This is a genomic window from Salmonirosea aquatica (genome assembly GCF_009296315.1).
GTDB lineage: Bacteria > Bacteroidota > Bacteroidia > Cytophagales > Spirosomataceae > Salmonirosea > Salmonirosea aquatica.
Map to the genome: position 1 here is coordinate 1,619,045 of NZ_WHLY01000002.1, position 25,859 is coordinate 1,644,903.

20 protein-coding genes are annotated in these 25,859 nt (G+C 51.5%); 11 read left to right on the top strand and 9 right to left on the bottom strand.

The window, feature by feature from the left end; translation table 11 throughout:
- The first annotated feature begins 50 nt into the window (after positions 1-50).
- The 3 genes from GBK04_RS07825 to glgP all read left to right on the top strand — a co-directional run bounded on the left by GBK04_RS07825 (position 51) and on the right by glgP (position 3,708).
- Positions 51-734, top strand: coding sequence for a 3-keto-disaccharide hydrolase (locus GBK04_RS07825; protein WP_152758380.1), 684 nt, complete (start codon positions 51-53; stop codon positions 732-734).
- 55 nt (positions 735-789) lie between these two features.
- Positions 790-1,878: a DUF3500 domain-containing protein gene (locus GBK04_RS07830; RefSeq protein WP_373330807.1), complete on the top strand. Its 1,089-nt coding sequence runs from the start codon at positions 790-792 to the stop codon at positions 1,876-1,878.
- 180 nt (positions 1,879-2,058) lie between these two features.
- Positions 2,059-3,708, top strand: a complete 1,650-nt coding sequence (gene glgP / locus GBK04_RS07835; RefSeq protein WP_373330808.1) for an alpha-glucan family phosphorylase — start codon at positions 2,059-2,061, stop codon at positions 3,706-3,708.
- A 72-nt stretch (positions 3,709-3,780) separates the two neighbouring features.
- Here the strand turns inward: glgP and GBK04_RS07840 are convergent, their stop codons facing one another.
- The 4 genes from GBK04_RS07840 to GBK04_RS07850 all read right to left on the bottom strand — a co-directional run bounded on the left by GBK04_RS07840 (position 3,781) and on the right by GBK04_RS07850 (position 8,185).
- Positions 3,781-4,377, bottom strand: a complete 597-nt coding sequence (locus GBK04_RS07840) for a Uma2 family endonuclease (RefSeq protein WP_152758382.1) — start codon at positions 4,375-4,377, stop codon at positions 3,781-3,783.
- 50 nt (positions 4,378-4,427) lie between these two features.
- Positions 4,428-5,723: an enolase C-terminal domain-like protein gene (locus tag GBK04_RS07845; protein WP_373331446.1), complete on the bottom strand. Its 1,296-nt coding sequence runs from the start codon at positions 5,721-5,723 to the stop codon at positions 4,428-4,430.
- A 135-nt stretch (positions 5,724-5,858) separates the two neighbouring features.
- Positions 5,859-6,563 (bottom strand): hypothetical protein, encoded by a 705-nt coding sequence (locus tag GBK04_RS30430; RefSeq protein ID WP_373330809.1) that lies wholly within the window; start codon positions 6,561-6,563, stop codon positions 5,859-5,861.
- On the bottom strand, positions 6,467-8,185 hold the full coding sequence (locus GBK04_RS07850) for a c-type cytochrome (RefSeq protein WP_373330810.1): 1,719 nt from the start codon (positions 8,183-8,185) through the stop codon (positions 6,467-6,469). The genes GBK04_RS30430 and GBK04_RS07850 overlap by 97 nt, the downstream gene beginning before the upstream one ends.
- Before the next feature lie 129 nt (positions 8,186-8,314).
- Here GBK04_RS07850 and GBK04_RS07855 point away from each other — a divergent pair, with 129 nt between their 5' ends.
- Positions 8,315-8,815, top strand: coding sequence for an MOSC domain-containing protein (locus GBK04_RS07855; protein WP_152758386.1), 501 nt, complete (start codon positions 8,315-8,317; stop codon positions 8,813-8,815).
- A 270-nt stretch (positions 8,816-9,085) separates the two neighbouring features.
- Here the strand turns inward: GBK04_RS07855 and GBK04_RS07860 are convergent, their stop codons facing one another.
- The 4 genes from GBK04_RS07860 to GBK04_RS07875 form a co-directional block, all read right to left on the bottom strand.
- Positions 9,086-10,015, bottom strand: a complete 930-nt coding sequence (locus tag GBK04_RS07860; protein WP_152758388.1) for a hypothetical protein — start codon at positions 10,013-10,015, stop codon at positions 9,086-9,088.
- A 352-nt stretch (positions 10,016-10,367) separates the two neighbouring features.
- Entirely contained in the window at positions 10,368-14,102 is a 3,735-nt protein-coding gene (locus tag GBK04_RS07865; protein ID WP_152758390.1) for a PVC-type heme-binding CxxCH protein, read from the bottom strand.
- 86 nt (positions 14,103-14,188) lie between these two features.
- Positions 14,189-15,310 carry a Gfo/Idh/MocA family protein gene (locus GBK04_RS07870; RefSeq protein WP_152758392.1) on the bottom strand — a complete coding sequence of 374 codons (1,122 nt, stop codon included), beginning with the start codon at positions 15,308-15,310 and terminating at the stop codon, positions 14,189-14,191.
- A gap of 26 nt (positions 15,311-15,336) precedes the next feature.
- Positions 15,337-16,164 carry a sugar phosphate isomerase/epimerase family protein gene (locus tag GBK04_RS07875; RefSeq protein ID WP_373330811.1) on the bottom strand — a complete coding sequence of 276 codons (828 nt, stop codon included), beginning with the start codon at positions 16,162-16,164 and terminating at the stop codon, positions 15,337-15,339.
- A 269-nt stretch (positions 16,165-16,433) separates the two neighbouring features.
- Here GBK04_RS07875 and GBK04_RS07880 point away from each other — a divergent pair, with 269 nt between their 5' ends.
- The 7 genes from GBK04_RS07880 to GBK04_RS07910 all read left to right on the top strand — a co-directional run bounded on the left by GBK04_RS07880 (position 16,434) and on the right by GBK04_RS07910 (position 24,828).
- Positions 16,434-17,309 (top strand): AraC family transcriptional regulator, encoded by an 876-nt coding sequence (locus GBK04_RS07880; protein WP_152758396.1) that lies wholly within the window; start codon positions 16,434-16,436, stop codon positions 17,307-17,309.
- A gap of 269 nt (positions 17,310-17,578) precedes the next feature.
- A complete protein-coding gene (locus GBK04_RS07885) occupies positions 17,579-18,580 on the top strand; it encodes a Gfo/Idh/MocA family protein (protein ID WP_373330812.1) in 1,002 nt (333 codons plus the stop codon).
- 2 nt (positions 18,581-18,582) lie between these two features.
- The gene (locus tag GBK04_RS07890; RefSeq protein WP_152758398.1) at positions 18,583-19,929 is read left to right on the top strand and encodes a Gfo/Idh/MocA family oxidoreductase; all 1,347 of its coding nucleotides are present in this window, start codon (positions 18,583-18,585) and stop codon (positions 19,927-19,929) included.
- A 63-nt stretch (positions 19,930-19,992) separates the two neighbouring features.
- Complete coding sequence (locus GBK04_RS07895) at positions 19,993-21,315, top strand: sugar MFS transporter (RefSeq protein WP_152758400.1); 1,323 nt, start codon at positions 19,993-19,995, stop codon at positions 21,313-21,315.
- 30 nt (positions 21,316-21,345) lie between these two features.
- Complete coding sequence (locus GBK04_RS07900) at positions 21,346-22,086, top strand: glucosamine-6-phosphate deaminase (RefSeq protein WP_152758402.1); 741 nt, start codon at positions 21,346-21,348, stop codon at positions 22,084-22,086.
- A gap of 82 nt (positions 22,087-22,168) precedes the next feature.
- Positions 22,169-23,356, top strand: a complete 1,188-nt coding sequence (gene nagA, locus GBK04_RS07905; RefSeq protein ID WP_152758403.1) for an N-acetylglucosamine-6-phosphate deacetylase — start codon at positions 22,169-22,171, stop codon at positions 23,354-23,356.
- A 95-nt stretch (positions 23,357-23,451) separates the two neighbouring features.
- A complete protein-coding gene (locus tag GBK04_RS07910) occupies positions 23,452-24,828 on the top strand; it encodes a putative oxidoreductase C-terminal domain-containing protein (RefSeq protein WP_152758405.1) in 1,377 nt (458 codons plus the stop codon).
- 124 nt (positions 24,829-24,952) lie between these two features.
- On the opposite strand, the gene GBK04_RS07915 is transcribed toward GBK04_RS07910, so the two are convergent.
- Positions 24,953-25,717, bottom strand: a complete 765-nt coding sequence (locus GBK04_RS07915; RefSeq protein ID WP_152758407.1) for a DUF547 domain-containing protein — start codon at positions 25,715-25,717, stop codon at positions 24,953-24,955.
- Between the last annotated feature and the right edge of the window lie 142 nt (positions 25,718-25,859).

Consider the following 25,859-nt stretch of genomic DNA (forward strand, 5'->3'; position numbering starts at 1 on the left):
TACGGACTTTTCTTTGGTTACCCAGTATTGTACTTCTACTGAATAAGCCTATGAAAAAATTTAGCCTACTTCTCACGATTTGTCTTTTGGCCAGCCTTTCGTGGGCTCAGAAACCCGGCAAATGGGAAAAGCTGTTTGATGGTAAATCTACCAAAGGCTGGCACGCTTACCGGCCCGACAATGCCAAGAAATGGATGGTGATGAGCGGCGCCCTGATGTCACATGGCGGCAGCGGCGACCTGGTTACTGATAAAGAATACGAAGACTTCGAACTGGAATTCGACTTCAAGATTCCGCCCAAGGCCAACAGTGGGGTCATTTACAAGGTAATCGAGGACCCCAAAAATGCCACCTACTATTCCGGTCCAGAGTACCAGATCATCGATGACGAAGGGTACCCTCCCTTTAACGACGGTGGCAAAATGGTGAAAATCAACGACCGTCAGAAAACCGGTGCCAATTACGATATGCAAGCTCCTAACCAGTGGGTAGCCAAACCCGCCGGGCAATGGAACAAAGGGCGTATTGTGGTAAAGGACAACCATGTGGAGCATTGGCTCAATGGCGTGAAAGTGGTGGACTATATGTACGGTTCCGATGCCTGGAAAGATCAGCTCGCCAAGAGCAAGTTCAGTAAATGGGCTTACGCTACCCCCCATACCAAAGGTAAAATCGCCTTACAAGACCACGGCGACGAAGTGTGGTTCAATAACATCCGAATCCGGGAGCTCTAAGGTACCCTTTTAGGTTAACTCATATTGCAAACTAATTTTGCTTACATACTTACTTATGAAACAGTACCGTACCCTTTTCTCCCTGCTCTTCATTGGATTGGGAGCACTTGTGACAGCACCTTCCTGGGCAAGCCTACCCTTTGAAGGCCCTGGCCCGAAAGACAAACTAGACCAGCAGATGGCACAAGCTGCCAATGCCTTCATCACGACCCTGAACGGCGATCAGAAAACCGAAGTAATGCACCCCCTGGCCGATACCCTTCGCTACAACTGGCATTTTATTCCGCGCGAGCGACTGGGCCTCAACCTGAAACGCATGAATGACTCCCAACGCAAGGCGGCCATGCACATGGTAGAGGTAGTACTGAGTGATAAAGGCTACCAGAAGATAAAGGATATCATAGATCTGGAAAACGTGCTGCGGGTGCTGGAAAGCCGTCCGCCCAACGATACCCGACGCGATCCCGAAAACTATGCTTTCCTAGTGTATGGTGATCCTGCTGCCAAAGAGCCCTGGGGCTGGCGCATGGAAGGCCACCATATTTCATTACACTACACGTCCGTCAATGGTCATGTATCTTTTACGCCGAGTTTTCTGGGCAGCAATCCCGGTCATGTCCTCATTGACGTTCCCCAGAAAGGGAAGCGGGTACTGGGCCCGGAAGAAGACATGGGCTATGAACTCCTGAATTCATTCTCTGCCGATCAGAAAAAGCAGGTCATTCTGGCCGAAAAATCACCCTACGAAATTTTCTCGGTCAACCAGCGCCGGGTGACGGGGCTAGACAAGCTGGAAGGCCTGACCATGAAAGAGATGACTCCGGCCCAAAAGCAAATTTTCAAAAAACTCATCGCTCTGTACCTTGACCGCTACCACGTGACGCTCAAGAACCAGCAGATGCAACAGTTGGAAAAAGCGGGTATGGATAACCTGTACTTTGCCTGGATGGGTGATGCCGAACTCAAAATGGGTAAGGGTGCCGGTCATTACTACCGCATTCAGGGGCCGACAATCCTCATCGAGTTTGACAATACCCAGAACGATGCCAATCACATTCATACAGTTGTTCGCGACCTGACGGACGATTTCTCGGAAGACCTACTGAAAGAACACTACGCCAAATCCCACAAAGGCGGCAAATAAGTTTTCACATTCCGTTTTTGCTCAAAACAAAAAAGCCCTTTCCACTAGCTGGAAGGGCTTTTTTGTATGTGTCCGGACCTAAAACAGGCATTGTCATCACTCCCTTTTCAGCTTTCAATTCAATAAACGGCACGGATTTTTATAGATTGGCGGCTATACCTCATTTAATCTTTACGCTTTATGCAATCGAATCAACCATTCACGGTACCTTTTACTCACCCGCTGAAACCCAATAAGAAGTTCAAAAAATCCGTAGCCTACTTTTCGATGGAATTTGCCGTTGATCAGGCATTGAAAATTTATTCAGGCGGTCTGGGTTTCCTGGCAGGCTCCCACATGAAAAGCGCCTACGCCCTAAACCAAAACCTTATCGGCATCGCAATGCTTTGGAAACACGGCTACTACGATCAGGAGCGGAACGTAGACAATAGCATGAAACCGGAGTTTCGCGAAAAATTTTATCACTTTCTCGTTGACACCCAGACCCGGGTAAGTATCGATATCGCCGGAAAACCCGTGTGGGTACATGCCTACTACCTGCCGCCCGATGTGTTCGATACGGCCCCCATGTTTCTGCTGACTACCGACACCGAGGGTAACGACGCGGAAGCCCGGTCCATTTCCTACAATCTGTACGCGGCAAATAATGCCACCAAGGTAGCCCAGTGCATGGTGCTGGGGATTGGGGGTACCAAGATGCTGGATGCCCTGCAATACGAACCGGAAGTATACCACTTCAACGAAGCCCATGCCCTGTCAGGGGCGTTTTACCTGTATCAGAAATATAAGACCGCTGCCCAATTGAAAAAGCGGCTGGTATTCACGACCCACACCCCCGAAGAAGCCGGCAATGAAAAGCATAATATTCATTTTCTGGAATCGCTGGGTTTCTTTGCGGGGGTACCCTTGGCCACGGTTCGTAAAATCACCGGACATAAGGATGATACCTTCAATCACTCGCTGGCGGCTCTGCGCCTGGCCCGCAAGGCCAATGGCGTTTCCAAACTCCACGGAGAGGTGGCGCGGCAAATGTGGGGCGGGTATGACAAAATCTGTGCAATAGACCACATCACCAATGCTCAGAATCAGGCTTACTGGACGGACGAAACGCTGGAAAAAGCCCGTACCCAGAGCGACACCAAAACCATTATGGCCCGTAAGGAAGTGCTCAAGAAAGAGTTGTTCAAGACCGTAGCCAACCAATGCGGCAAACTCTTTGATCCCAAGGTACTGACCATCGTGTGGGCACGGCGATTTGCAGGATATAAGCGGGCTGACATGCTCACCTGGGATCGTGAACGTTTTCATAAGCTGATGACCAATGAGAAGTACCCTGTTCAGATCATCTGGGCCGGAAAGCCTTATCCTAAGGATATGGGAGCCATCAATACGTTCAATGGATTGGTGTATCTCAGTAATCTGTATTCTAACATGGCGGTGCTGACGGGGTACGAACTCGCGCTTTCCAAACTGCTGAAAGATGGCTCTGATGCCTGGCTCAACAATCCCGTTGTGACCCGCGAAGCCTCAGGTACCAGTGGTATGACGGCCGCCATGAATGCCTCGCTCAACCTTTCAACCTACGATGGTTGGATCTGTGAGTTTGCCCGCGATGGAGAAAACTCGTTCATCGTCCCCGTCGCTAAGGAAGGCGATATCAACAAGCAGGACATGGATAATCTTTTTGAGCTGATTGAGACCCAGGTACTCCCCACCTACTACGATCGTCCCGAAGAGTGGCAGAACATGGTACTCACCAGCATGAACGATGTGAATGCCTTCTTCGGCTCCGACCGCATGGCCACGGAGTACTACGAGAAGTTGTATTGATTGAAGTAATTTCTGGATTCCAGATTCTGGACTCACTTGAAGAAGGGGGCGGATTATTTCTGCCCCCTATTTTTATTTGAAAAGCTTTTCCAGATCGACGTGCAGCTCAGGAAAGATCACGGATTGAGCTACTTCCACGGCAGGTTGAAGTCCAATGTACCGCTCATTTTCGTTCAGGACATAAATCTGCACGGCTTCATCGGCGGGATGCACGAGCCAGTACTCCCGTACGCCCGCTTCTTCGTACAATTGAAATTTATCGCTCATTTCGCGCTTGGTATTGCCCGGTGAGAGTACCTCGATCACCAGATCGGGAGCCCCGTTACAACTTCGATTATCGGCGAGCTTGACCGGATCGCATACGATGCAGAGGTCGGGCTGCACTACGGAGAATACTTCCTTATCTGCTTTGAGTGATTTTTCTAGGTTGTAGAGCCGCACGTCAAAAGGAGCGGAGAAAAGTTCGCAGGGATGATCATCCAAGATTCCACCCAACCACACATGCAACCGGGATGCTATGCGCTGGTGCCGAACATTAGGCGCGGGACTCATCTTGAAAATCTTCCCCCTTAGCAATTCTACCCGTTCCTGAAACCGCCATGTGAGGTAGTCAGCGTAGGAGTAGGTACCGTTGAGGTCGAGTTGCGAAAGATCGGTGATGGCGGGCATAGCAATGGAAATTGTTTTATACGAATTTACGAATTTTCCCTACACCAAAATCACCCCTGCGCGAATACCGCTTCGTAATGCGCCGAGGGGGCCAGGATACCACCGCTCTTCTCGTAAAAGGATTTGTCCGTGATGTACACGCCCTTCTGGGTTTCGGTCCAGCTGGCGCCAGCCATCGGATGGTAGCTTTCGAGCTTCTCCCAGTTCTTGAAATACTGGTGGCCGTTGGTTTCCTGCAAGCCGATGCTCATACCCGGGAAGGGCGGCAGGCGGGCCGCCACGGCCTTGTTCCAGTCCACCAGGATGGGGTTCACGGTGAGATCGGCGCAGAAACAGGGAATTTTCTTCTCGTAGGCCAGCTGCGTGATTTTCATCGTCATGCTCATGGTTTTGGCAATGGCCTTCACGGCAATGGCCCCGTACCCCTGCTCGATGCGCCGGGCGGCGTCTTCTACCGTGTGCGCGCTTTCATCGGCCGCCACCCGCACGCCCAGGTCGCCGACGTAGGTCTCGTTCTCTTCCGCAAAGGGTTCTTCGATCACCGCAATCTGATCGAAGGCACCGATCTTTTTGGCATGATCCAGGAAGCGCAGCAGCGTTTCCTTCTTTTCGTAACGGCCATTGGCGTCGAAGTAGTAGGGGATCTTTCCACTGGCCGTATAGGGCGTTTCGTAGTGGCCGATGGCTTTGTGCACGGCCGTCAGGAAGGCAATGTCTTTCTCGATCATTTCGGCCTGGGTACCCGCCGCGCCGGTTTTCAATTTTAGGATAAAGTACCCCTCGTCGGCAGCCTGCTTGATGCGCTCGGCGGTGGTACCCACACTGAACGACGGGATGCTGGCCACTTTGTCATGATGATACGACAGGCCGGGCCGGTAAGCTGCCGGAATCATATCGTCGAATCTGGTCAACCCATTTTCGTGGGCATACAGTAGCCAGGCAGCATTGTCCACGGCCACCAACGCGTTGAGGGCAAAAGTAGTGCGCAGATCAGGGTTACCCGTAATTTGTTTGCCGTAGGCCAGTACCTCCGGTAGGATATCGTCCACCAATTTTACCGGATTAGTAAACGAGGTACCTTTCATCATCTGCAAAGCCCGCTCGGTCATGGCGTACATCAGGGCGTTGCCTGCCGTTTCGGAGTGATTGGCAAAAACCTTGGAATCAGACCAGAGTACCCCCTGCGTACATTGCCCGATTTTGTGCACATCACCGTCGGTTTTCAGATACGCCAGCGTCTGCCAGCTTTCGGTGATCGCGCTGCCTTTGAAACGGTAGGGATTCAGCGGCTCGCGTTCAAAATTGGAACTGACGTCCTTGATGCGGATGGTTTTTTCTTGGGGCATGGCCTTCAAGGTACCCTGGCTGAGCAGGCTCGCTCCAAGCAGGGCGCTACTTCCTATAAATTCTCTTCTATTTATATTCATGTGTTTTTCTTAACCGTGGAGGTTCACACTGAGGTCACAGGGTTTTCTTTGCAATTAGTTTAGTGGAATTTCATTCAAGGTGTACCAGGCTTCCGACGACCACAAGGGTTGCCCGGAAGCAGATTTCAGGTCGTTCGGTAGGCGGAAATACACCACATTTTCCTTTTTTAGATTCGGGATTTCCAGGTACAGCCGCCTGCCGTCCTCCGAAAGCGTCATGCGGCTGGCCTTCAAATCCGTCAGGTCCATTTTGGGTCCGCCGTACTTGGGCGTGGGCTGGTACCACCACTGCTGGATCAGCAGTTCTTTCATTTGGGCGGTGGCTTCTTTGCCCAACGGCTCGGTGAACTCGATTTCGAAACCTTTCGGCTTAGCCCGCACGGCCAGCATCTCGAAGGTACCCTTGCCGTTGTAGGTCAGTTTCTGTAAGCCGGAAGTATGATCTTGCCAGCTCCACCCGCCGGGGGCCATGCCCACCTCTCCCACGTACAGCGCGCCATCGGGGCCCCAGCGCAGGCGGTTGACGCCCGCCGCGAAACCCTGCGAAAAGCGGAACACTGCGCCCTGGTACCGGCCATTGATTTTTTCCAGAAAATCGCGCTTGATGCCGCCATGTGTCACATCCCCATGCAGAATCTGGCCTTTGTAGGTACCTTCTTTGATCAGAACGGGTTCGGAGGGAGAATTGGCGATTTCGTTTTCGGGCAGCCAGATCGCGGGGGTACCATGCGCGGCATTGGCGCCGATTCGTCGAGCCAACCCCATCCCATGCCGTTAAATTCTCCCTCCCGAACGTGGATGAGCTTGTTGCCCGGCAGCCATTGACCCTGGTTGTCGAGCACGAACAACTCGTTGTCGACGCCCAGGCCGATGCCGTTGGGGGTTCGCAAGCCGTAGTTTACGGATTCAAAGGTACCGTCCGGACTGATTTTGATGGTACGTCCCCGGTCGGGGAGTTGTTTTTCATCGGGTTTCAGCCGCATGGCCATCGAGAGCGTGGCGTAGAAGTAGCCGTCTTTATAAACCAACCCGAACGAAAACTCGTGAAAGTCGGCCGTGGCACCCCAGCCGTTACAGATGGTGCGGTACTCATCGATGATCTGGTCGCCGTCGTGGTCGATGAGTTTGGTCAGTTCCTGTTTTTGCAACACATAGATCTCCCCATTTACGACCTCGATACCCAACGGTTCGGCCAGTCCGGATGCGATACGCTTCACACGAATATCAGAGCCATCTTTCCTAGTGAGGCCATCCAGCAGGTACACCCCGCCCACCGTGTCCCAGGTCGTGACCAATAGCCGTCCGTGCGGCAGAAACGCCATCGCCCCTACCTTCGGGTTAAAGCCCGGCGTGGACAATGTACTGAGGTCGTAGCTGGGGTGGACGCCTTCCAGCGCCGCGCCAAAGCCAGCCTTGGCTGGTACCTCCAGGCTGGCCGTAGCTTTGGTATCCGTTTTTTCGGCTGTTTTGGCTTTGGGTTTCAGGGTAAAAATGTAGTCGAGAATCGTTTCGATCTCGGTGGTTGCCAGAGCCGGATGCGGATTCATCATACTGTTTCCCCATGCGCCCGTTCCACCATTCTTGACTTTGTCGGTCAGCTGGGCTACGGTCTTTTTGTCTTTGGTATAGCGCGCAGCGATTTGCTGGAAAGACGGCCCGACGTTGGCCTCCACCTGTTCGTGGCAAGTCAGGCAGTCGCTCTTTTCCACCAATTCTTCCCCCTTGTGGCCGTATTCTTTTTTAGGAACGGGCGGGCGCTGCGCGGGCAATGGATCGAAATAATCCACATGACGCGCCCGGCCGTTGGGCACCAGCACCAGATTGCCCAGCGTGGCTTTCAGCGTCACCCTGACATCGGCCGGCACGTGGCTGGTGACGAAGATCCTTTCCAGCCCCGGCTTGCCTTCTTTGCTTCGCACAAATTCGGGCCGCTCCTCGATCGTGATGGTGTCTTTGCCCGCAACAATGAGGGTGTGTTGCAGATAGATCTGGTTTTTCCGGAAGAGGTACCCCCGGCTTTGCAGTTGCACCTCCTGCGTTTTCCCGTTGCGCTGGGCGGTCCAGGTGAAGTGCTGGGTGCTATCAGACAGGTACTCTGTTCCCCAGGAGGTAGGCTGAATCTCTTTCTTGCTGGTATAGGGCGCGCCGTCCATCGATATCCCACCTTTCCAGACTTTGTAGGGTTTGCAATTCGCCATGTCGTAGGCGATGTACATCGCCGTGTCCAGCGCCACGGTCAGCATCCGGGGCTTTTTGTCGAGTACCGAGCGGATGGCCCACACGTCGCGCGGACGCGGCACTGCCTCTTCTTTGGCTGGCCCCAGTCCGGTCAGGATAGTCAGGAGTAAGATGGGAAATAGTATTTTTGCGAAAATATGCATAGATCGATGGCAGTACAATTCAGCTTGACTTTTGTCTTAAAAGACCTTAAAGAATGGGCTTTACCCTGACGATCATCAGAAGACTGGCCCCGGGCGTCCGCTATTTTGATTTTCAAATTAAAAGAAACCATGACCGAGCCCTCCAAGAACTCCCCACTGCACGAACTGATGCAGCATTTTGTCCATCCAGGTACCGTAGAATGGATCGGCCTGCGCCCCGTAGCCCGGCAGCCGATGGTAGAGGTAGCCGAAGCCTACGCCCGCATCGGAACCGGACTCGATGGCGACCGCTACAAGGGAAAACCGGAAAGCAAGCGGCAGGTGTCGCTGATTCAGGCAGAGCATCTGACAGCGGTGGGTTCGTTTTTGGGCCAGGAACCGATTGATCCTCTTCTGACCCGCCGCAATATTGTGATGCGCGGCATCAACCTGCTCGCTTTAAAAGACAAACGCTTTACCATCGGTGAAGCCGTACTGGAATATACCGGCGAATGCTATCCGTGCAGTCGTATGGAGAAGAACCTCGGCGAAGGTGGCTACAATGCCATGCGTCAGCATGGGGGTATCCTGGCGCGGGTGGTGAAGGAAGGTACTATTCGGGTTGGGGATCGGGTGGAGGTGGTGGCGTAAAAAGCTATATGAGATTTTGAAATGTGGTAGGGTTGAGTATGGCGTTATAGCATTGTGCTAAATTTACCGCTTACGGATAAGTATTTGCGATGTGGCTGGTTTTGAAACCGTTCAGCCCGTAACAAATGTTGAATAAAGCTACAAAAGTTGAGGTTAAATTACAAATGTTTAATTGAAAAACTGTCAGCCTGAACTGTTGCCCAATAGTATTCCAACTGCTCAATTACTTACGTCAGCCAGCCATATTGCAAATACTATGTTGTGTGCCGTTTATTTTACTCCAAACAGTTTTTTCTTATAGTCAATAATAACGATGTTATTTAAAAAATAAGCATTTCCTGTAATTCCCCAAATTTTTTCTTCGTCATAAAATTTGTCAAACTTATTAAGTCTGTCGTAAAATACAGTTGCAGGTTTAAGTTCTTTCTTCCCAAATTTTATTTTTGAGTTGACTGTCTGACCATAAACCATGTAATACTCTCCCCAACTTGATATTTTTAATGAATCTATAATTTTTTCATTTGAAATTTGTTTCGCCCTTTCTTCTGTTGTCATTAGAGCAAATAAACTTGAACCTGTATCAAAAAGCAAGTCCTCTTGTTTGTTATTTATGAGAAATGGTATTTTTATTCTCCCATCTTTGATTTTATAAGGTCTGAAATTTGCTTTGACAAATTGCTTTGGCAGTTCAGATGTGACACATATCCTTTTGTTTGGATAATCAATTATTAGAATTTTGTCTTGAAATAAATCTGGTGCAATTGTCCCAATATGTTTTTCAGAATTTGTAATAATAGAATCTATCGGAATAATATCTCCAAAGTCTTTAAACAACCCAATATCTCGATTTCCAAAACTAACTTTACCTAACTTAAAGTCAACATTTTTAAATTTGAAGTTCTTTCCATTGTCCATCCAAAATACAAGGCTCGTATCAATTTTTTTAGAAAGATTTTTATTGTTGTCCAAATAATTTTCAAATGATTTACCATAAATCATAGTTGATTTAGCCCCTAAATCGAACTGCATATTAAATTTGTTAGGCATATTGTCAATCGTAACAGGAATTGTAATATAAAGCTTGTCTAAATACTTTCCTGAAACACTGTCACCTTGCCAATTAAAAGGAATCCATTCGATTTTTTGTCCGAAAGTAATGTCAGAAATAAGTAGAAAAGTAAGTGTAAAAAAGAGTTTCATTTTTTTTGATTTTACTTTGAGTTTCAGTTTTTTTAAATGGCACAAAACTCGTAAATATACGAAAGTTTTGCAGTACTTTTTGTATTTATTTGCACTTTATCAATTATTATTTGTACTATTAACGCCGTACTTTTTGTATTGTTACTAATATCATAGCTTTTTTAATTGAGAGCTTGCCCATCTTTTAAAAATTCAACTAGTCAAAGGGACTTTTAATGGTTTATATGGTCCGCTTACTCATATGGGTTTGATAGCCGTGCCACGGTTCAAACCGTGGCACGGCTCGCTGGTCAAAAACAGGGAGGCTCCGCGAACGGAGCCTCCCTGTTTTTATAATAAGGTACCTGACCTACTACTTAGCGGTTTTCGCCACATCTTCCTTCACGACCTTCATCACGCCATTCATCAACCGCCAGTGACCGGGGAAGGTACACACGTAGGGATAATCACCCAGCGTGGCGGGGGCTATGAATTTCAAACGGTAGGTCTGGTCGGGGTTGACCAGCGGCGTGGAAGCAATGATCTGCGGGATATCGGGTACGTAGTTTTTCTCTGCTCCGTCCTTGGCCGTAATTAGTTTGTCGGCGGCGGCTCCGATGATTTCCATCGTCTTGGGCTTGCCGATGACGACGTTGTGCTGCATGGCGTCGGGATTCTCAAAGATAATCTCTACGGGCTTTCCGGCGGTTACCGTGAATTGCGTCAGATCATATTTCAACGCTTCGCGAATGGCTTTGATACGAATCACCTGCACGTTGGGATCGGCAGCTTCCATATCCTTCATCCCGAACGATTCCATGAAGGCCGTCATGCGGCCCGACAGGTCAGAAGGTACCCCCTCTTTCAAACTGGCCAGCAATTCCCGGGCTTCGGGGGAGGCGGTTTCTTTGCGCTTAACATTCCAGCCGTTCAGAATGCCCTTGGTGATTGCAAATTTCCCGTCAGAATCCAGATTCTGCGCGGTTTTGAGCAAATCCATCACGGCACTGGCATCGGCATACGACGCATAACTACGGGCGGCGCGTTCCAGCGCGAAATCCGACAGCAATTGCGGGCGACGTACCTCAAAGGTCTTGCTAAATACGTTGTTACGCTCGTCGGCTTCGTCCACGGCGTTGTCCTGGTCGATGGTTGCCGTCACGGTTACTTTCCCGGCTTGTTCGGCCGTAAAACCAAAACCCGCGTTCCAGGGACCGTTGTTTCCCTCCGCCAGATCCACCTTTTCACCTGGTGCCAGTCCTTTGTCCAGTTTCCGGCTGATGTAATTCAATTCCAGTCCACTGCCGCGAATGGCTACGGTTACCACAGGTACCTTTTCTTTGGGAATGGCCACGGTACTTTGGTTGACGATCTGCAACGTAATACGAGCGTACTCCCGCACAAAAGGACTGGATGGTCCCAGGGTGATGTTGGTAATGGCCAGGTCGGGCTTGCCATCCGCCAGCTTGGTTTCTTTCATAGCATGCTGGGTGTGATCCATGCCTGCATGGTCCATCGTGGCCATGGTAGAAGCCTTGGCGCGCTGTCCCGCCGAAGCCAGTCGCTTCGCCAGGTACTTCTGCCGGATCGCACCGTCATGGGCATTCATCACTACCGCAAAGGCGTCGGGTAGCCAGCGGTCGTCGGCTTCCTTGTATTCATCGATCCGCGCCAGCAGTGCGTTTTCTACGGCGGGGCTTAGCGGCGTTTCGGTAAAGGCCAGCAAGGAATTCAGTACCACCAGGGGCTCTTTATCGTGCAAAGCATCCACACTGAGGAGCGCCTGAGCCGTGGCGGCATTTTTGGGAAGTACCTTAATGGCATTCTTGCGCACGGCCGCACTCGGGTGACGCAGGGCAGCCGTGGCGGCTTCCAAACCGGGTCCATCATTGACCGCCCCAAGGCCGTGGAGTGTCCACAACGCGTGGATAGCCGCCGGATTCAGACCGATTTCATCTACCGAATTATCTTTTACCAAAGCGATCAATTGGGGTACCACATCTTTATTGCCGCGCTCCACCAGCAACCGCTGCGCGTGCATCCGCCACAACATATTGGTATTTTTCAACGTAGCCACCAATTGGGCAGGATTGTTTTTATCCAGCGCAATGGGCGTATAAGCCGGAGCATTTTTCCAGCCAACCCGGTATAACCGCCCGTGGGTATAATCGCGGAGATCGGTATCGTAGGCGTTTCCGCCCCCGTTGTCGAATCCTTTGGGGGTAGGGTTATGTTGAATGATAAAGCTATACCAGTCAGCTACCCACACGGCCCCATCGGGACCTACCTCAGCGAAGACGGGCGACACCCATTCGTCGGCCCCCGCCAGCAGGTTGAAGTCGGCGGCATCCTGGTAGTCGGTACCTTGTTTCACCATATTGTTCTGATGCAGCACGTGGCCTGTAGGTTCCGATACGAAGGCCACGCTGTTCCAGTAATGCTTCGGGAAAGCACGGGCCGTATAGAAATTGTGACCAGCCGCCGCCGTGAAACCACCGAACACGTCTACCTGACGTACCTTGGGTGTGATGGGTTTCATATCCTTGTGCGTGTCCGTGCTGCGACCGCCGTTGTCGATCTTGCTGTCTCCAAAATACCGGCTGGGAATGGCCATGTACCAACCATGCGAATTATTGGCCGTAGAGCCGAACAGATCGCCCGCTTCATTGAAGCCCAGTCCCCAAGTATTGTTCGAGGTACGCGTCATAATTTCCATGTCGGAGCCGTCGGGGCGGAAACGGTACAGCGCCTGACCAAAGTTCAGACTGTCTTTGTCCCCAAACTTGCCTTTGTAGCCCGAGTACCCTACCGCGCCATAGACCCAGTTGTCGAAGCCATAATGCAGGTTGGAAGGCCCGGCGTGGGTGTCGAAGGTACCAAAACCCGAGAATAGGATTTTCTTCACATCGGCCTTGTCATCGCCGTCGGTATCCTGCAAAAAGAGCATGTGCGGCGCCTGCGATACGATGAGACCACCATTGGCAAACACCATGCCCGTGGGAATACTCAGGCCTTCGGCAAAGCGGGTGAATTTATCAGCCTTGCCGTCTTTGTTCGTATCCTCACAAATCAGAATGTAATCGCTGCCGCCGGTTTCCTTACGTTCGTTGGGATAGTCTTTGGTGATCAGTACGAACATTCTTCCTTTTTCGTCCCAGGCCAGCGCGATGGGGTGCATGACGTCCGGCTCATGGGCAAAAACATCCAGCGTAAAATCCACCGGTATCTGAATGTGCTTCACCGATTCCTCGGGTGACAGTGGTAGTTGCTGCATCTGCGGGCCCGGCCGCTGCTCGTAGTTGGGCAGTTTGGCTACCCGATACTCAAACGGCTTGGGGTTGAGCGCTTCGTGGGCCTTGCGCGCTTCGTCACTTACTGCCCACATAATTCCTTTCTCGATCAGATTCTGGAATCCCGGCTGATTCCAGGTACGCTCATCGTGGCCATAAGCCGTGTAGAATACCTTTCCTTTACCGTGGGTACGTACCCAGGTGTAGGGTTCCCTCGTAACGCCCGGTTTGTCCTTGGCCTGATCGGGCTGAATGATCCGCTCGGTCAGGATGATATTATCAGGTTGCAGTTTTTCGTGCAGGTAGGTTTCGTCCCAGGTTTTGAACGGTTCGACGCCCGCCAGCGCGGGGTGGTCGGGCTTCACCCACACGGGCTGAATCGTATCCATCGTATGCCGCCAGAACTGACCGCCGATCAGCTTCACTACCTCAGGATTATTCCTGAAACAATAGGAAGCGCAGTGGATAGGCAAGAAACCTTTACCTCCCGCCACAAAGTCCAATAAGGCGTTGGCCTGCGCCGGGGCAATACTGTCCCAATTGGCGTACAGCAGCAGGGCATCGTATTTGCCCAGCGTCTGCGGATTCAGGTCCGTAAGCTTATCGGTATAGGTAAAGTTGATACCCTTGCTGCCCATAGCCTCCATGAGCTTGGGCACAAAGTCGATGGGCCGGTGGTGGCCGTTGTCACCCAGGAAGAGTACCTCCAACCGCCGCGGCTTGTTGGCTTCCTGCTTGTCGGTTTGGGTTACACCCGACGTGCGGGCGCAGGCCCCAAACAGGGACAAGGCCAGTAAGAAGAGGACAATACGTTTCATAGTTTTTATTATTAAAATTGTTTTTGCTGTATTATTTCCTAGTTTTCGTCTGCGACGCGAACCAGATTGTGTAAGACGGCCACATCTCACGGGTTCTTGAAATCCGGTACCTGGATGATCTTCCCGCCCTGCATCGCCGACTCATGTGCCAGAATCCCCACACTGGTCCAGTTGGCCGACTGCGCCGCGTTGGGGAACGGGTCGCGATCCTCGATCAGAGCCGAGATAAACTCATGCGCCAGGTGCGGATGCGAGCCGCCGTGGCCGCCACCCTGCACAAACGAAAGGTGTGCCTTCTCACCGGCATCATATACCCCACGGCCCGTAAAGGATTGTATTTCCTCGGGCAGCAGGTGCGCATAATCAGGCGTTTCGACCCGCTCGGGAATCTCGGGCTCAGGTTTCTTGGCGGTGTGAATCACCGGATGTTCGCCTTCAATCAACGGCCACTCGAACGATTTCTTACTACCGTATACCTCGAAGCTTTCGCGGTACTGCCGGGCGGTGTCAAACAGCGAACGGTACACATAGGCCGACAAGTCGCTATCCTTGAATTTGATATGGGCCGATTCTACGGCAAACGGCGAATTATGGATTTTCACCAGATCCTCGCTGATGGTACCCGAGCCAAAGCAGGAAACATACTCGGCTTCCAGCCTGAGTAGTCCGGCCACGGGTCCCACGCAGTGCGTGGCGTAGTGCATCGGCGGTAAGCCGGGCCAATAGTCGGGCCAGCCTTCCATATCCTGCTGGTGGCTGGCTTTCAGGAACTGTACTTTCCCCAATTCCCCTTTTTCGTATAACTCTTTGACAAAAAGGAATTCGCGGGCGTAGACTACCGTTTCCATCATCATATATTTCAGGCCGGTTTCCTGACAGACCTTCACAATCTCCATGCAGTCTTCCACCGAAGTAGCCATGGGTACCGTACACGCCACATGTTTACCCGCCCGCAAAGCTTTCAACGTCTGCTCGGCGTGGTTGGGAATGGGTGAGTTGATGTGTACGGCATCCACTTTGGGATCGGCCAGCAGTTCATCGTAGCTGGTGTAACGTACATCGATTCCAAATTCGTCGCCCACGGCGTTGAGTTTCGATTCGGTGCGCTGGCAGATAGCGTACATATTGGCGTGGGGATGCCGCTGATAGATGGGAATGAACTCGGCCCCAAATCCCAGACCGACAATGGCAATGTTAATTTGTTTCATTGGAATTAAATAGTAATCAGGTGGTTTTACAAAGTTGGACAGAGGGTATTGGCTTTTATGAAAGCCAACCCATCGCGCATGAGTTGTTCTTCGGAATCGAACATCTTACGCCAGATGTTGGCAGCGGGTAGCTTCGGGCTGAATGCCTCGATGCTCAGCCAGCCGTCGTACTGTATATCCTGAATGGCCTGAAATACGCCCGGCCAGGCCACGTTACCTTTACCGGGCGTGGATCGGTCATTTTCGGACAATTGGATAAATGAGATTCGGTCGCCCATGGTACGGATACAGTCGCCGATGTTTTTTTCCTCGATATTGGCATGAAAGGTGTCGAACATGATCCGGCAGGCCGGATGGTTCACCTCATCCACGAAGCGGATCAGGTCGTCACCGCAGCTGGTCAGGTAGGTTTCGAAGCGATTGAGGTACTCCATACCTAGTCCCACACCCTGATTCTGGGCATATTCCGACAGGTTTTGAATACCTTCTACTCCCCATTTCCATTCTTCGCTGGTGGCAGGTTGGCCCGTGAATACGCTCAGGGCTGCGTTGAAAGGTCCCATCAGGTTTTTGGCTCCCAGTACCACGGCACAATCCACGCTACGTTTCAATGTTTCCAGCGCATGGGCGCGAACGCTGGCATCGGGACTAATCAGATTGGTGTCGGCACCGCAGAACGTATCCGCTTCGCGGTGCAGGCCCATTTCGTCCAGCCGTTTACGCCAGCCGTGCCAGGCATCGGGATCGGGATTAAAGACGGGTACCTCCACTCCTTCAAACCCGATTTCCTGAATCAGATCAAGCACCGGAAAAAGGCTTTCATCCACCTGGGTCCCCCATAGAAGGAGGTTCATGCTGTATTTCATAAGAGGGCTGTCAGCTAATGGCTGTTAGCCACTAACGTTTTTTTAATACTCAATTTAGCTAAATCATCCGTTCGCGGCCATTTCAATTAAAGCCCTGATTAGTAGTCATGGGCTATCGGCCGTTTACCTCTGCAATTTTTCAAAGTACAATTTTACAACAATAAAATGCTACATACTTTACGAGATTTGATTAGTATTGACTTGATTTTGACTTCTAATAAAAAGAATGAAATATTTTTGAGCAATATTTAGCTACCATGAAACCTGCACTTCTCAAAAACATCGAAAGCCCAACAGCTTCACTGACTATCCAGCAGCTTGAAGAGCCACATTTTGATCCCAATTGGCATTTTCATCCCCATTATCAGCTTTTTACGGTCCTGGAAGGTACGGGCAGCCGGTTGATCGGGGATTCCATCCGGCCCTTTGAGGCGGGCGACACGGTATTTTTGGGTCCCGACATACCGCATTTATGGCGCAGTGAGGCTACTTACTTTGAGAAGGAAAGTACCCAAAAGACCCGCGGGATTGTGCTTTATTTTCAGGAGGATTTTCTGGGAAAGGAATTCCTGGCCAAATCGGAGTTACACCCGGTAGAGCAGTTGCTCCGGGAATCGAAGCGCGGCATCGCCTACTCCGGAAAAGCCCGCACCGCCATTGTAAGCACACTGGGCAAGCTGCTGGTCAGCGATGGTTTTGAACGCATTATCGGGCTACTGAAGCTTCTCAACACCCTAGCCCATAGCACCGAAGGCCAGCCCATCACAAGCCACAATTATACGAACACATACAAGGTATCCGAAACGGAACGCATGCAAAAGGTACATAACTACGTGTGGCAACATTTCAAAGACGATATCCGGCTGGGCGAAGCGGCGTCGCTGGCGGGTATGAGTGAGGCCGCTTTTTGTCGGTATTTCCGCGCCCGGGCCAACAAGACTTTCACCGATTACGTTAGCGAAATCCGCATTGGTCACGCCACTAAACTTCTGTTGGATACCTCCTGGACTATCTCCCAGATCGCCTACGAAAGCGGCTTCGACACGCTCTCCAATTTCAACCGGAATTTCAAGAAGCTCACCCGCCAGACACCGCGCGAATACCGGAGTACCTACCGAACTTCGGTGCAGTAGAGTAGGGATAAAATACTTATCATAATCCACAAGGGTTATTTCGGCATATAAGCATAAGCATGGTACGTAAGTTAAGAGCCATCTTACTGCGCACCTGATTCTAACCCCTTACTTGAAAAAAGATTCTTAAACTAGCCTACTTCGCCTGGTTCTCCGTACTAGTGGCAGGACCACTTTAAAGGTAGAGACGGGCCTTTGATGCCTTTGTGAGAGTATCTGCCAACTTTTATCGTCACATTTACGACTCTATTCAGTACCTTCCGAACCTTATGGAAAACGCATTCTCCCGTCGGAGCTTCATGAAAACCGCCGCCGTTACGGGGCTCGGACTTTCTCAACTTAGTTTTTCTGATCCCAGGTACCTGGCGGGTAAGCGGATCGGGATTATCGGCCTGGATACTTCGCACAGCGTAGCATTCACCAAAGTACTCAATGCGGCCGAACCCGATGCAACCTACCAGGGCTACCGTGTGGTGGCGGCCTATCCGCAGGGTAGCAAGGATATCGAGTCGAGCGTCAAGCGCATTCCTGAATATACCGAGACCGTCAAAAAGCTGGGTGTCGAGATTGTGGATTCCATTGCGGATCTGCTGACCAAAGTCGATGTGGTACTGCTGGAAACCAACGACGGACGGCGACATCTCGAACAAGTGATTCCGGTCCTGAAAGCGGGCAAGCGCGTATTTGTGGACAAGCCCATCGCGGGTTCATTGGCCGATGCCGTTGCCATTTTTGAGGCTTCCAAACGATATAATGTACCCTTGTTTTCGGCCTCATCGCTACGCTACATCAAAGGCGTGGAGGGGCTGGATAAAGGTACGGTCGTTGGGGCCGATACATTCAGCCCGGCTGTACTGGAGAAAACCCATCCCGATTTGTTCTGGTACGGCGTGCATGGCGTCGAAACGCTGTTTACCGTAATGGGCACGGGTTGTAAAAGTGTGGAACGCATCCATACCGACCTAACCGACATTGTGGTAGGTACCTGGGGCGATGGCCGCGTGGGTACCTTCCGGGGTACCCGCTCGGGTAAGCACGAGTATGGCGGGACGGTATTCACCCAAAATGGCAATATCGTGCTGGGGCCCTACGCGGGCTACGAACCACTTTTGAAAGAGATCATCCAATTTTTTGAAACAGGTACCCCGCCCGTTTCGGCCGCGGAAACGTTGGAAATATTTGCCTTTATGGAAGCCGCCGACGAAAGCAAGCGGCAAAACGGGGCGGCCGTCACGCTGGAAAGTGTCATGCAGAAAGCAAAAACCAAATAGATATGGAACATAATTCACGTCGCGATTTTATCAAAAAAACGCTGGCTGGCACAGCTGCCTTATCGCTGGGCGGCATGCTGCCCGGTTTTAGCCCCAAAAGTTACGCCCGCATTATTGGGGCTAATGAACGGGTCATGCTAGGCATCATGGGCGTCAATAGCCGGGGACTGGCGTTGGCCTCCAATTATGCTGTCCAGCCCAATTTTGAAATCCTGACCATTTCGGATGTAGATAGCCGGGCGGCAGCCAAGTGCATCGAGGCCGTGGGAAAACTGGCTACCCGGAAACCCGAGGCGCAGCCCGATTTCCGGAAGGCTCTGGAGAATAAGGATATGGATGCTTTGGTGATTGCCGCGCCCGACCACTGGCACGCGCCGGCGGCTATCCTGGCATCTAAAGCAGGCAAGCACGTCTACCTCGAAAAACCTTGCAGCCACAATCCCAACGAAGGAGAGATGCTGGTAGCCGTAGCAAAAAAGTACAAAAACGTGATTCAGATGGGCAATCAGCGGCGCTCGTGGCCCAACGTGGCGGCGGGTATCGCCGAAGTACAGGGGGGTACCATTGGCCGCCCGTACTTTGCCAAGGGCTGGTACACCAATAACCGCGCTTCCATCGGCACGGGCAAGAAAGTGGCCGTACCCGAATGGCTCGATTACGAACTTTGGCAGGGTCCCGCACCGCGTCAGCCGTATCAGGACAACCTGATTCACTACAACTGGCACTGGTTCTGGAACTGGGGTACGGGCGAGGCCCTGAACAACGGCACCCACATGGTGGATCTCATGCGCTGGGGCCTCGGGGTAGAGTACCCTACCCGCGTTACCTCCTCGGGCGGGCGCTACCGCTACCAAGACGACTGGCAAACACCCGACACGCAGGTGATTTCCATGGAATTCCCGAACAATACCGCCCTGACCTGGGAAGGCCGCAGCTGTAACGGCCGCACCGTGGAAGGCGAAAGTGTGGGTGTCATGTTCTACGGTGAAAAAGGCTCCATACTGATCGAGAGCGGAAATTCGTACAAGGTTTACGATCTGGAAAACAAGCTGGTGAAAGAGGTCAAGAACGACCTGGTGATTGATCCGCGCAACAAGATGAATCCTTCGCAGGCGTTGGATGCCTTTCACTTCCAGAATTTCTACGATGGTATTACTAAAGGTACCCCCCTGAAATCCGACATCGTAGGCGGACATCAAAGTACCCTACTCTGTCAGTTGGGAAATATTGCTTTGCGCTCGGGCGGTGCGCTGGATGTTGATTCGAGCAACGGCCATATCAAGAATAATCCTCAGGCCATGAAATACTGGAAACGGGAGTATGAGAAAGGCTGGGCACCTACCGTATAAATTGACAGTCGATTTTCGGCTATTCAAAATCATCAGAACCTAACCACCCAACTACCCAACCTCTTGAAAACTGCCTCCCAAGTCGTAGATGCCAGTTCGTTGAGCAAGCGGGACACTGTTATCTCGATTCTCATCATTGGCGTTTTGTTTTTTATTTTCGGCTTTGTGTCGTGGGTGAACGCCATCCTGATTCCCTATTTCAAGATTGCCTGCGAACTGACCAGTTTTCAGTCGTACCTGGTGGCCTTCGCTTTTTACATTTCCTACTTCATTATGTCGGTGCCGGCGGCCTACCTGCTCAAAGCGGCGGGTTTCAAAAAGGGCATGATGATCGGTTTCTGGTCCATGGCACTGGGTGCGTTCATCTTTGTACCGGCGGCTTACTCCCGTACTTACGAAGTGTTTCTGCTGGGCTTGTTCATGATCGGCGTGGGACTGGCGATTTTACAAACGGCGGCTAATCCCTACATCACGATTCTGGGTCCCAAGGAGCGAGCGGCACAGCGGATCAGCATTATGGGTATCTGCAACAAGGCGGCGGGTATCCTGGCTCCGCTGCTCTTTGCCGCCGTTATTCTGCGCCCTACCGATACAGATTTATTCGCGCAATTGTCCTCGATGGGCGAGACCGAACGCGGCGCGGCGCTGGATGAATTGATCCGCCGGGTGATCGTCCCCTACGCTACCGTGGGTACGGTACTTTTTATTTTGGGAATTCTGGTTTTTTATTCCCCGCTCCCCGAACTCAACACCGAGCAGGAAAGCCCCGAACTGGCGCTGGCCAATGCGGGTAAGAACAGCATTTTCAAATTCCCCCATTTGATTCTGGGGGCCGTTGCCATTTTTCTGCACGTAGGTACCCAGGTCATCGCCATCGATACCATCATCGCCTACGCGGGCTCCATGGGCATTGGTCTGCTGGAAGCCAAAGTATTTCCTTCGTATACGCTTTTTCTTACCATTTGTGGGTACCTGTTGGGCATCGTACTCATTCCCAAAGTCATCCGGCAGGTCAATGCGCTGCGTATCTGCACGTTACTGGGAACGGTCTTTACATTACTCATCATCTTTGCCAGCGGAAGGGTCAATTTTATGGGCCACGACGCCGACATCTCCATTTGGTTTGTCGTAATGCTGGGATTAGCCAATTCGCTGGTATGGGCCGGAATCTGGCCGCTGGCGCTGGACGAATTGGGTCGCTTCACGAAGCTGGGCGCGTCCATTCTAATCATGGGATTATGCGGCAACGCACTCATGCCGCTCCTGTACGGTTATTTTGCGGATTTGTATAGCTTGCGCGATGCTTACTGGGTACTCATTCCGTGCTATTTGTACCTGGTGTACTATGCTTTTTACGGGCATCTGGTAAGGCGGTGGAGTTTCTGATTTTTTTCTAAAAACAATACATACCCTTTCATGAAATTCGACACAGATATTTCGAAAACGAAGAAGGAACTCGGCCAGAAATCAGGCGATTGGGCGGCGGCAATTATCAAGAAAGCCATTGCCGAAAAAGGCCAGGCCAATATTATTCTTGCCACCGGAACTAGTCAGTTCGAAACCTTGCAGCAACTGCTCACGCATACCGATATTGACTGGGGTAAAGTGGTGATGTTTCACCTGGATGAGTACATAGGACTGCCCATCACGGCTCCGGCCAGTTTCCGGAAGTACCTCAAAGAACGATTTATCGACCAGGTACCTGCCCTGAAAGCCTATTATCTTATTAATGGTGAAGCCGATCCCCAGCAGGAATGTACCCGGTTGGGTGAACTGATCAGACAGTACCCCATCGACATGGCGCAGGTAGGTATTGGTGAAAACGGCCACCTGGCGTTCAACGACCCTCCAGCCGATTTTTCAACCGAAGATCCCTACATTGTTGTGGAACTCGACGAGGCCTGCCGTCGGCAGCAATTTAACGAAGGCTGGTTCGGGTCGATGGACGAGGTACCTCAACAGGCCATCAGTATGTCCATCCAGCAGATTCTGAAATCGAAATCCATTGTGTGTTCCGTCCCTGACGAACGCAAGGCGCAGGCAGTCAAGGATTGCGTGGAACTCCCCATCAGCAATCTGCACCCGGCGGGTATTTTGCGCACTCACCCCGATTGTAAACTTTTTCTGGATCAGGATTCGGCATCCTTACTATCGTAATTGGCTGATGGCTACTGGCCAATGGCTGATAGCTCGTCTGGATAAGGAAAATGTAGTTGCCGTTTTCACAATTGAAACCTAAATGCCTCTTTACCTCAAAATAATCAACGGTACCCTCCTCACTCCCTACCGCCTGATTCGGAACGGTACCCTTGTCGTTGTGGACGGGCGCATTGCAGAAATTACCGAAGGAAATGTGGAGGTACCTGATGCTATCGAAATCGACGCGCAGGGTAGGTACGTCGCGCCCGGCTTCATTGATTTGCACGTACACGGCGGCGGCGGACACGATTTCATGGATGGCACCGAAGAGGCTTTCCTGAAAATAGCCGAAACACACGCCCGCTTTGGTACATCCGCCCTGGTTCCTACCACGCTCACCAGTGATCAGGCCTCGCTGTTCAGGACCTTGGAATTGTACGAAGCGACCCATAAGAAAAACGAAAACGGGGCGCAGTTTCTGGGCCTACACCTCGAGGGACCTTACTTCGCTATGATTCAGCGCGGCGCGCAGGACCCGCGCTATATTCGAAATCCCGATCCAACGGAGTACCGCGAAATCATCCGCCGGGCCAACGGTTCGGTCAGGCGGTGGAGTGTGGCTCCCGAGCTACCCGGCGCGTTGGAAATGGGGAGGTACCTGCGGGCGCAGGGAATCATTGCCTCCGTGGCCCATACCGAAGCCATCCACGAAGACGTGGTGCTGGCCGCCGAAAACGGTTATACGCTCATGACACATCTGTATTCCGCGATGCTGGGCGTGACCCGACGTAATGCCTTCCGCTACGCGGGAGCCGTGGAGAGTGCTTTTCTGCTCGACGACATGGATGTCGAAATCATTACCGATGGCATCCATCTGCCGCCACCGCTGTTGCAATTGATTTACAAAATAAAAGGTCCCGACCGCACCGCCCTCATTACCGACGCCATGCGGGCCGCTTCCCTCCCACCCGGCGACAGTATTCTGGGGCCGCTTGATAACGGCCTGAAAGTACTGGTGGAAGACGGCGTGGCCAAGCTACCCGACCGCAGTTCGTTTGCCGGCAGCGTAGCTACGGCCGACCGGCTGGTACGTACGATCGTACAACAAGCCGGGGTACCTTTGCTGGACGCTATAAAAATGATGGCATCCACACCCGCCCGCATCATGGGAGTACAGGACCGGAAGGGCTCGCTAACGATTGGCAAGGATGCCGACCTGGTACTATTTGATGAAGATATCCGGGTAAGTACGACGATTATCGGGGGAAAAGTGGTTTTTGAGAATTGATTAAGTGCGAACGTACGAAATAATCGTCCTATCAAGGTAGGTACCTGATTTCTGAATTGACAAATAAATATCCGATACTTTAATACCTCTTCCCTATGCTCAAAAAAAGCTTGTCTGTCCTCGCCCTTGCTCCCTTACTGGTCATGAACCAAGGATGTAATACCTCTAAAGAAACCGCTACCGAAAGTACCAAGCCTCTGCATCTGATCGTGCTCGATCCCGGTCACTTTCACGCCGATTTGCTTCAAAAAACAATCTATGATCAGGTGGATTCGACCGTACACGTGTACGCGCCCGATGGACCCGAGGTGAAAGCCTACCTGGCCAAAGTGGACCAGTACAATACCCGCGCCGATTCGCCCACCAACTGGAACGAGCAGGTGTATACCGGGCCCGACTACCTGGAAAAAATGCTGGCCGACAAGCCCGGCAACGTGGTGGTGCTGGCCGGCAATAATCAGAAAAAAACCAACTACATCAAGCAGTCGGTGGATGCGGGCCTGAACGTGCTGGCCGATAAGCCGATGGCGATCGATGCGGCTGGATTTGAATTACTGAAAGACGCCTTCGCCTCCGCTGAAAAGAACAACGTGCTGCTCTACGACATCATGACCGAGCGGTACGAAATCACCAACACGTTGCAAAAGGAGTTAGCCAAACAGGCCGACATTTTTGGTGAATTGCAGAAAGGTACCCCCTCGCAACCCGCCATCAGCAAGGAAAGCGTCCACCATTTTTCCAAGATCGTGTCCGGTAGTCCGCTCGTGCGTCCCAGCTGGTTTTTCGACACCAAACAGCAGGGCGAAGGTATCGTAGACGTCAACACCCACTTGGTGGATCTGATCCAGTGGGCGGCGTTTCCGGAAGTAAAGCTAAGTCCCAGCGATGTGAACCTCATTTCGGCCCGCCGCTGGACCACCGATCTCACACCTTCGCAGTTCAAGCTCGTTACCAAGCAGGATACCTACCCCGATTTCCTCACTTCGTCGGTCAAGGACAGTACCCTGAGTGTATACGCTAACGGCGAGATCAATTATACGCTCAAAGGCATCCACGCCCAAGTGAAGGTACTCTGGAATTTTCAGGCGCCCGAAGGAGCCGGCGACACCCATTACTCCATCATGCGCGGCTCCAAGGCCAATCTGATCATCCGGCAGGGCAAAGAACAGAATTATAAGCCCATGCTGTATGTCGAACCCGTTGGCTCGGATGCCAATTACGCCCAGAACCTGGAAGCGGCTTTTAAAAAAGTGGAAGCCTTGTACCCCGGCATCACGCTGAAAAAAGACGCCAAAGGCTGGCAGGTAGAGATTCCCAAGAAGTACGACAACGGCCACGAAGCGCATTTCGCCCAGGTAGCCAATAAATACATGGAGTACCTAAAGGACGGAAAACTCCCCGACTGGGAAGTTCCGAATATGATTACGAAGTATTACACGACGACCAAAGCGCTGGAAATGGCGGAGAAATGACGTTGATTATTTGACATTACATAAAAGATGCCGTCTGCTTGTTGAGCAGACGGCATCTTTTTATCACTCATGGGAACTAAACGTTAGGCTATCGAGCGTCAAGCGTCAATTTATCCCGTCCGAGCTACTTCTGCTCGTTCAACGCCCAGTTATAGTCGCGGTACGAGATATTGTCAGTTTGCAGATCGGTTTTTGAATACTTATTGATCCAATCTTTAATCGGCATTTTCTTCTTAAAATCACCACCATACCAGTCCATAATCTTCGTGACGCTGGCTTTGTCTTTAGTGACAACGTTCTGCTCGGGATTATTAAGAAACTTGCTGCCCTGGTCGTCGAGTTGCTTATCAAGTTTATCGGCCGTATAGGCCTCGTTGCGCAACGGAGGGCACGACATGGCCGCACATACCAGCGCAAAGTGAATCCTGGGTTCGTTGAACTGCTTGCGGATAATGCCGTGCTCAATGTTGTTCAAATCCATCTTCTTACCGCCAATCTCAATGAATTTTACGTCCCAGGGCGTATTCACGAAAGGAATTTTAATGGAAGAGCCAATATTCTTGATACTTTTCAGCGGATAATGGTCCAGAATCAGTTGCACGGTATAGGCGTTGTAGGCGTTGATCCAGTAGGCTAGCTTTTCATCTTTACTCCAGGAAGACCCCGGAGCATTTTTGCTTACCAAATCAAGATATTTTTTTAACTCGGCCTGATCTTTTTTGAAGCCTTTGTAATCTACCAACCCTTTATTATTTACGTGCTCTTTGAGCAGCTTATCCCAAATCCCGTGTTCAATCGGGGCCGCGTTGGATGTAGGAGCCGAGGTACCGCAGGAGGCCATGACCACTACGGTTAAAAGTGCGAAAATTGTATTTTTGAGTTTCATCATTTTTTTGTTAAAAGTGCCACTACCCGTCAAATAGGGTAGCGCCACAGAGGTTTTCTTTTTGGACAATCTACAATCATATACGAAAAATAGAGGATTATAGTTGCTCATCAGAAAAAGCTCCGCCCACAGGACCCAGTGCCCT

What these genes read in the sequence shown, in the direction of transcription:
- GBK04_RS07885 (WP_373330812.1), top strand. Translation starts at nt 17,579, where the DNA reads ATGGAAAACGCATTCTCCCGTCGGAGCTTCATGAAAACCGCCGCCGTT.
- GBK04_RS07830 (WP_373330807.1), top strand. Translation starts at nt 790, where the DNA reads ATGAAACAGTACCGTACCCTTTTCTCCCTGCTCTTCATTGGATTGGGA.
- GBK04_RS07840 (WP_152758382.1), bottom strand. Translation starts at nt 4,377, where the DNA reads ATGCCCGCCATCACCGATCTTTCGCAACTCGACCTCAACGGTACCTAC.
- GBK04_RS07915 (WP_152758407.1), bottom strand. Translation starts at nt 25,717, where the DNA reads ATGATGAAACTCAAAAATACAATTTTCGCACTTTTAACCGTAGTGGTC.
- GBK04_RS07900 (WP_152758402.1), top strand. Translation starts at nt 21,346, where the DNA reads ATGAAATTCGACACAGATATTTCGAAAACGAAGAAGGAACTCGGCCAG.
- GBK04_RS07890 (WP_152758398.1), top strand. Translation starts at nt 18,583, where the DNA reads ATGGAACATAATTCACGTCGCGATTTTATCAAAAAAACGCTGGCTGGC.
- GBK04_RS07910 (WP_152758405.1), top strand. Translation starts at nt 23,452, where the DNA reads ATGCTCAAAAAAAGCTTGTCTGTCCTCGCCCTTGCTCCCTTACTGGTC.
- GBK04_RS07880 (WP_152758396.1), top strand. Translation starts at nt 16,434, where the DNA reads ATGAAACCTGCACTTCTCAAAAACATCGAAAGCCCAACAGCTTCACTG.
- nagA (WP_152758403.1), top strand. Translation starts at nt 22,169, where the DNA reads ATGCCTCTTTACCTCAAAATAATCAACGGTACCCTCCTCACTCCCTAC.
- GBK04_RS07860 (WP_152758388.1), bottom strand. Translation starts at nt 10,015, where the DNA reads ATGAAACTCTTTTTTACACTTACTTTTCTACTTATTTCTGACATTACT.
- GBK04_RS07825 (WP_152758380.1), top strand. Translation starts at nt 51, where the DNA reads ATGAAAAAATTTAGCCTACTTCTCACGATTTGTCTTTTGGCCAGCCTT.
- GBK04_RS07855 (WP_152758386.1), top strand. Translation starts at nt 8,315, where the DNA reads ATGACCGAGCCCTCCAAGAACTCCCCACTGCACGAACTGATGCAGCAT.
- GBK04_RS07875 (WP_373330811.1), bottom strand. Translation starts at nt 16,164, where the DNA reads ATGAACCTCCTTCTATGGGGGACCCAGGTGGATGAAAGCCTTTTTCCG.
- glgP (WP_373330808.1), top strand. Translation starts at nt 2,059, where the DNA reads ATGCAATCGAATCAACCATTCACGGTACCTTTTACTCACCCGCTGAAA.
- GBK04_RS07850 (WP_373330810.1), bottom strand. Translation starts at nt 8,185, where the DNA reads ATGCATATTTTCGCAAAAATACTATTTCCCATCTTACTCCTGACTATC.
- GBK04_RS07865 (WP_152758390.1), bottom strand. Translation starts at nt 14,102, where the DNA reads ATGAAACGTATTGTCCTCTTCTTACTGGCCTTGTCCCTGTTTGGGGCC.
- GBK04_RS07845 (WP_373331446.1), bottom strand. Translation starts at nt 5,723, where the DNA reads ATGCCCCAAGAAAAAACCATCCGCATCAAGGACGTCAGTTCCAATTTT.
- GBK04_RS07870 (WP_152758392.1), bottom strand. Translation starts at nt 15,310, where the DNA reads ATGAAACAAATTAACATTGCCATTGTCGGTCTGGGATTTGGGGCCGAG.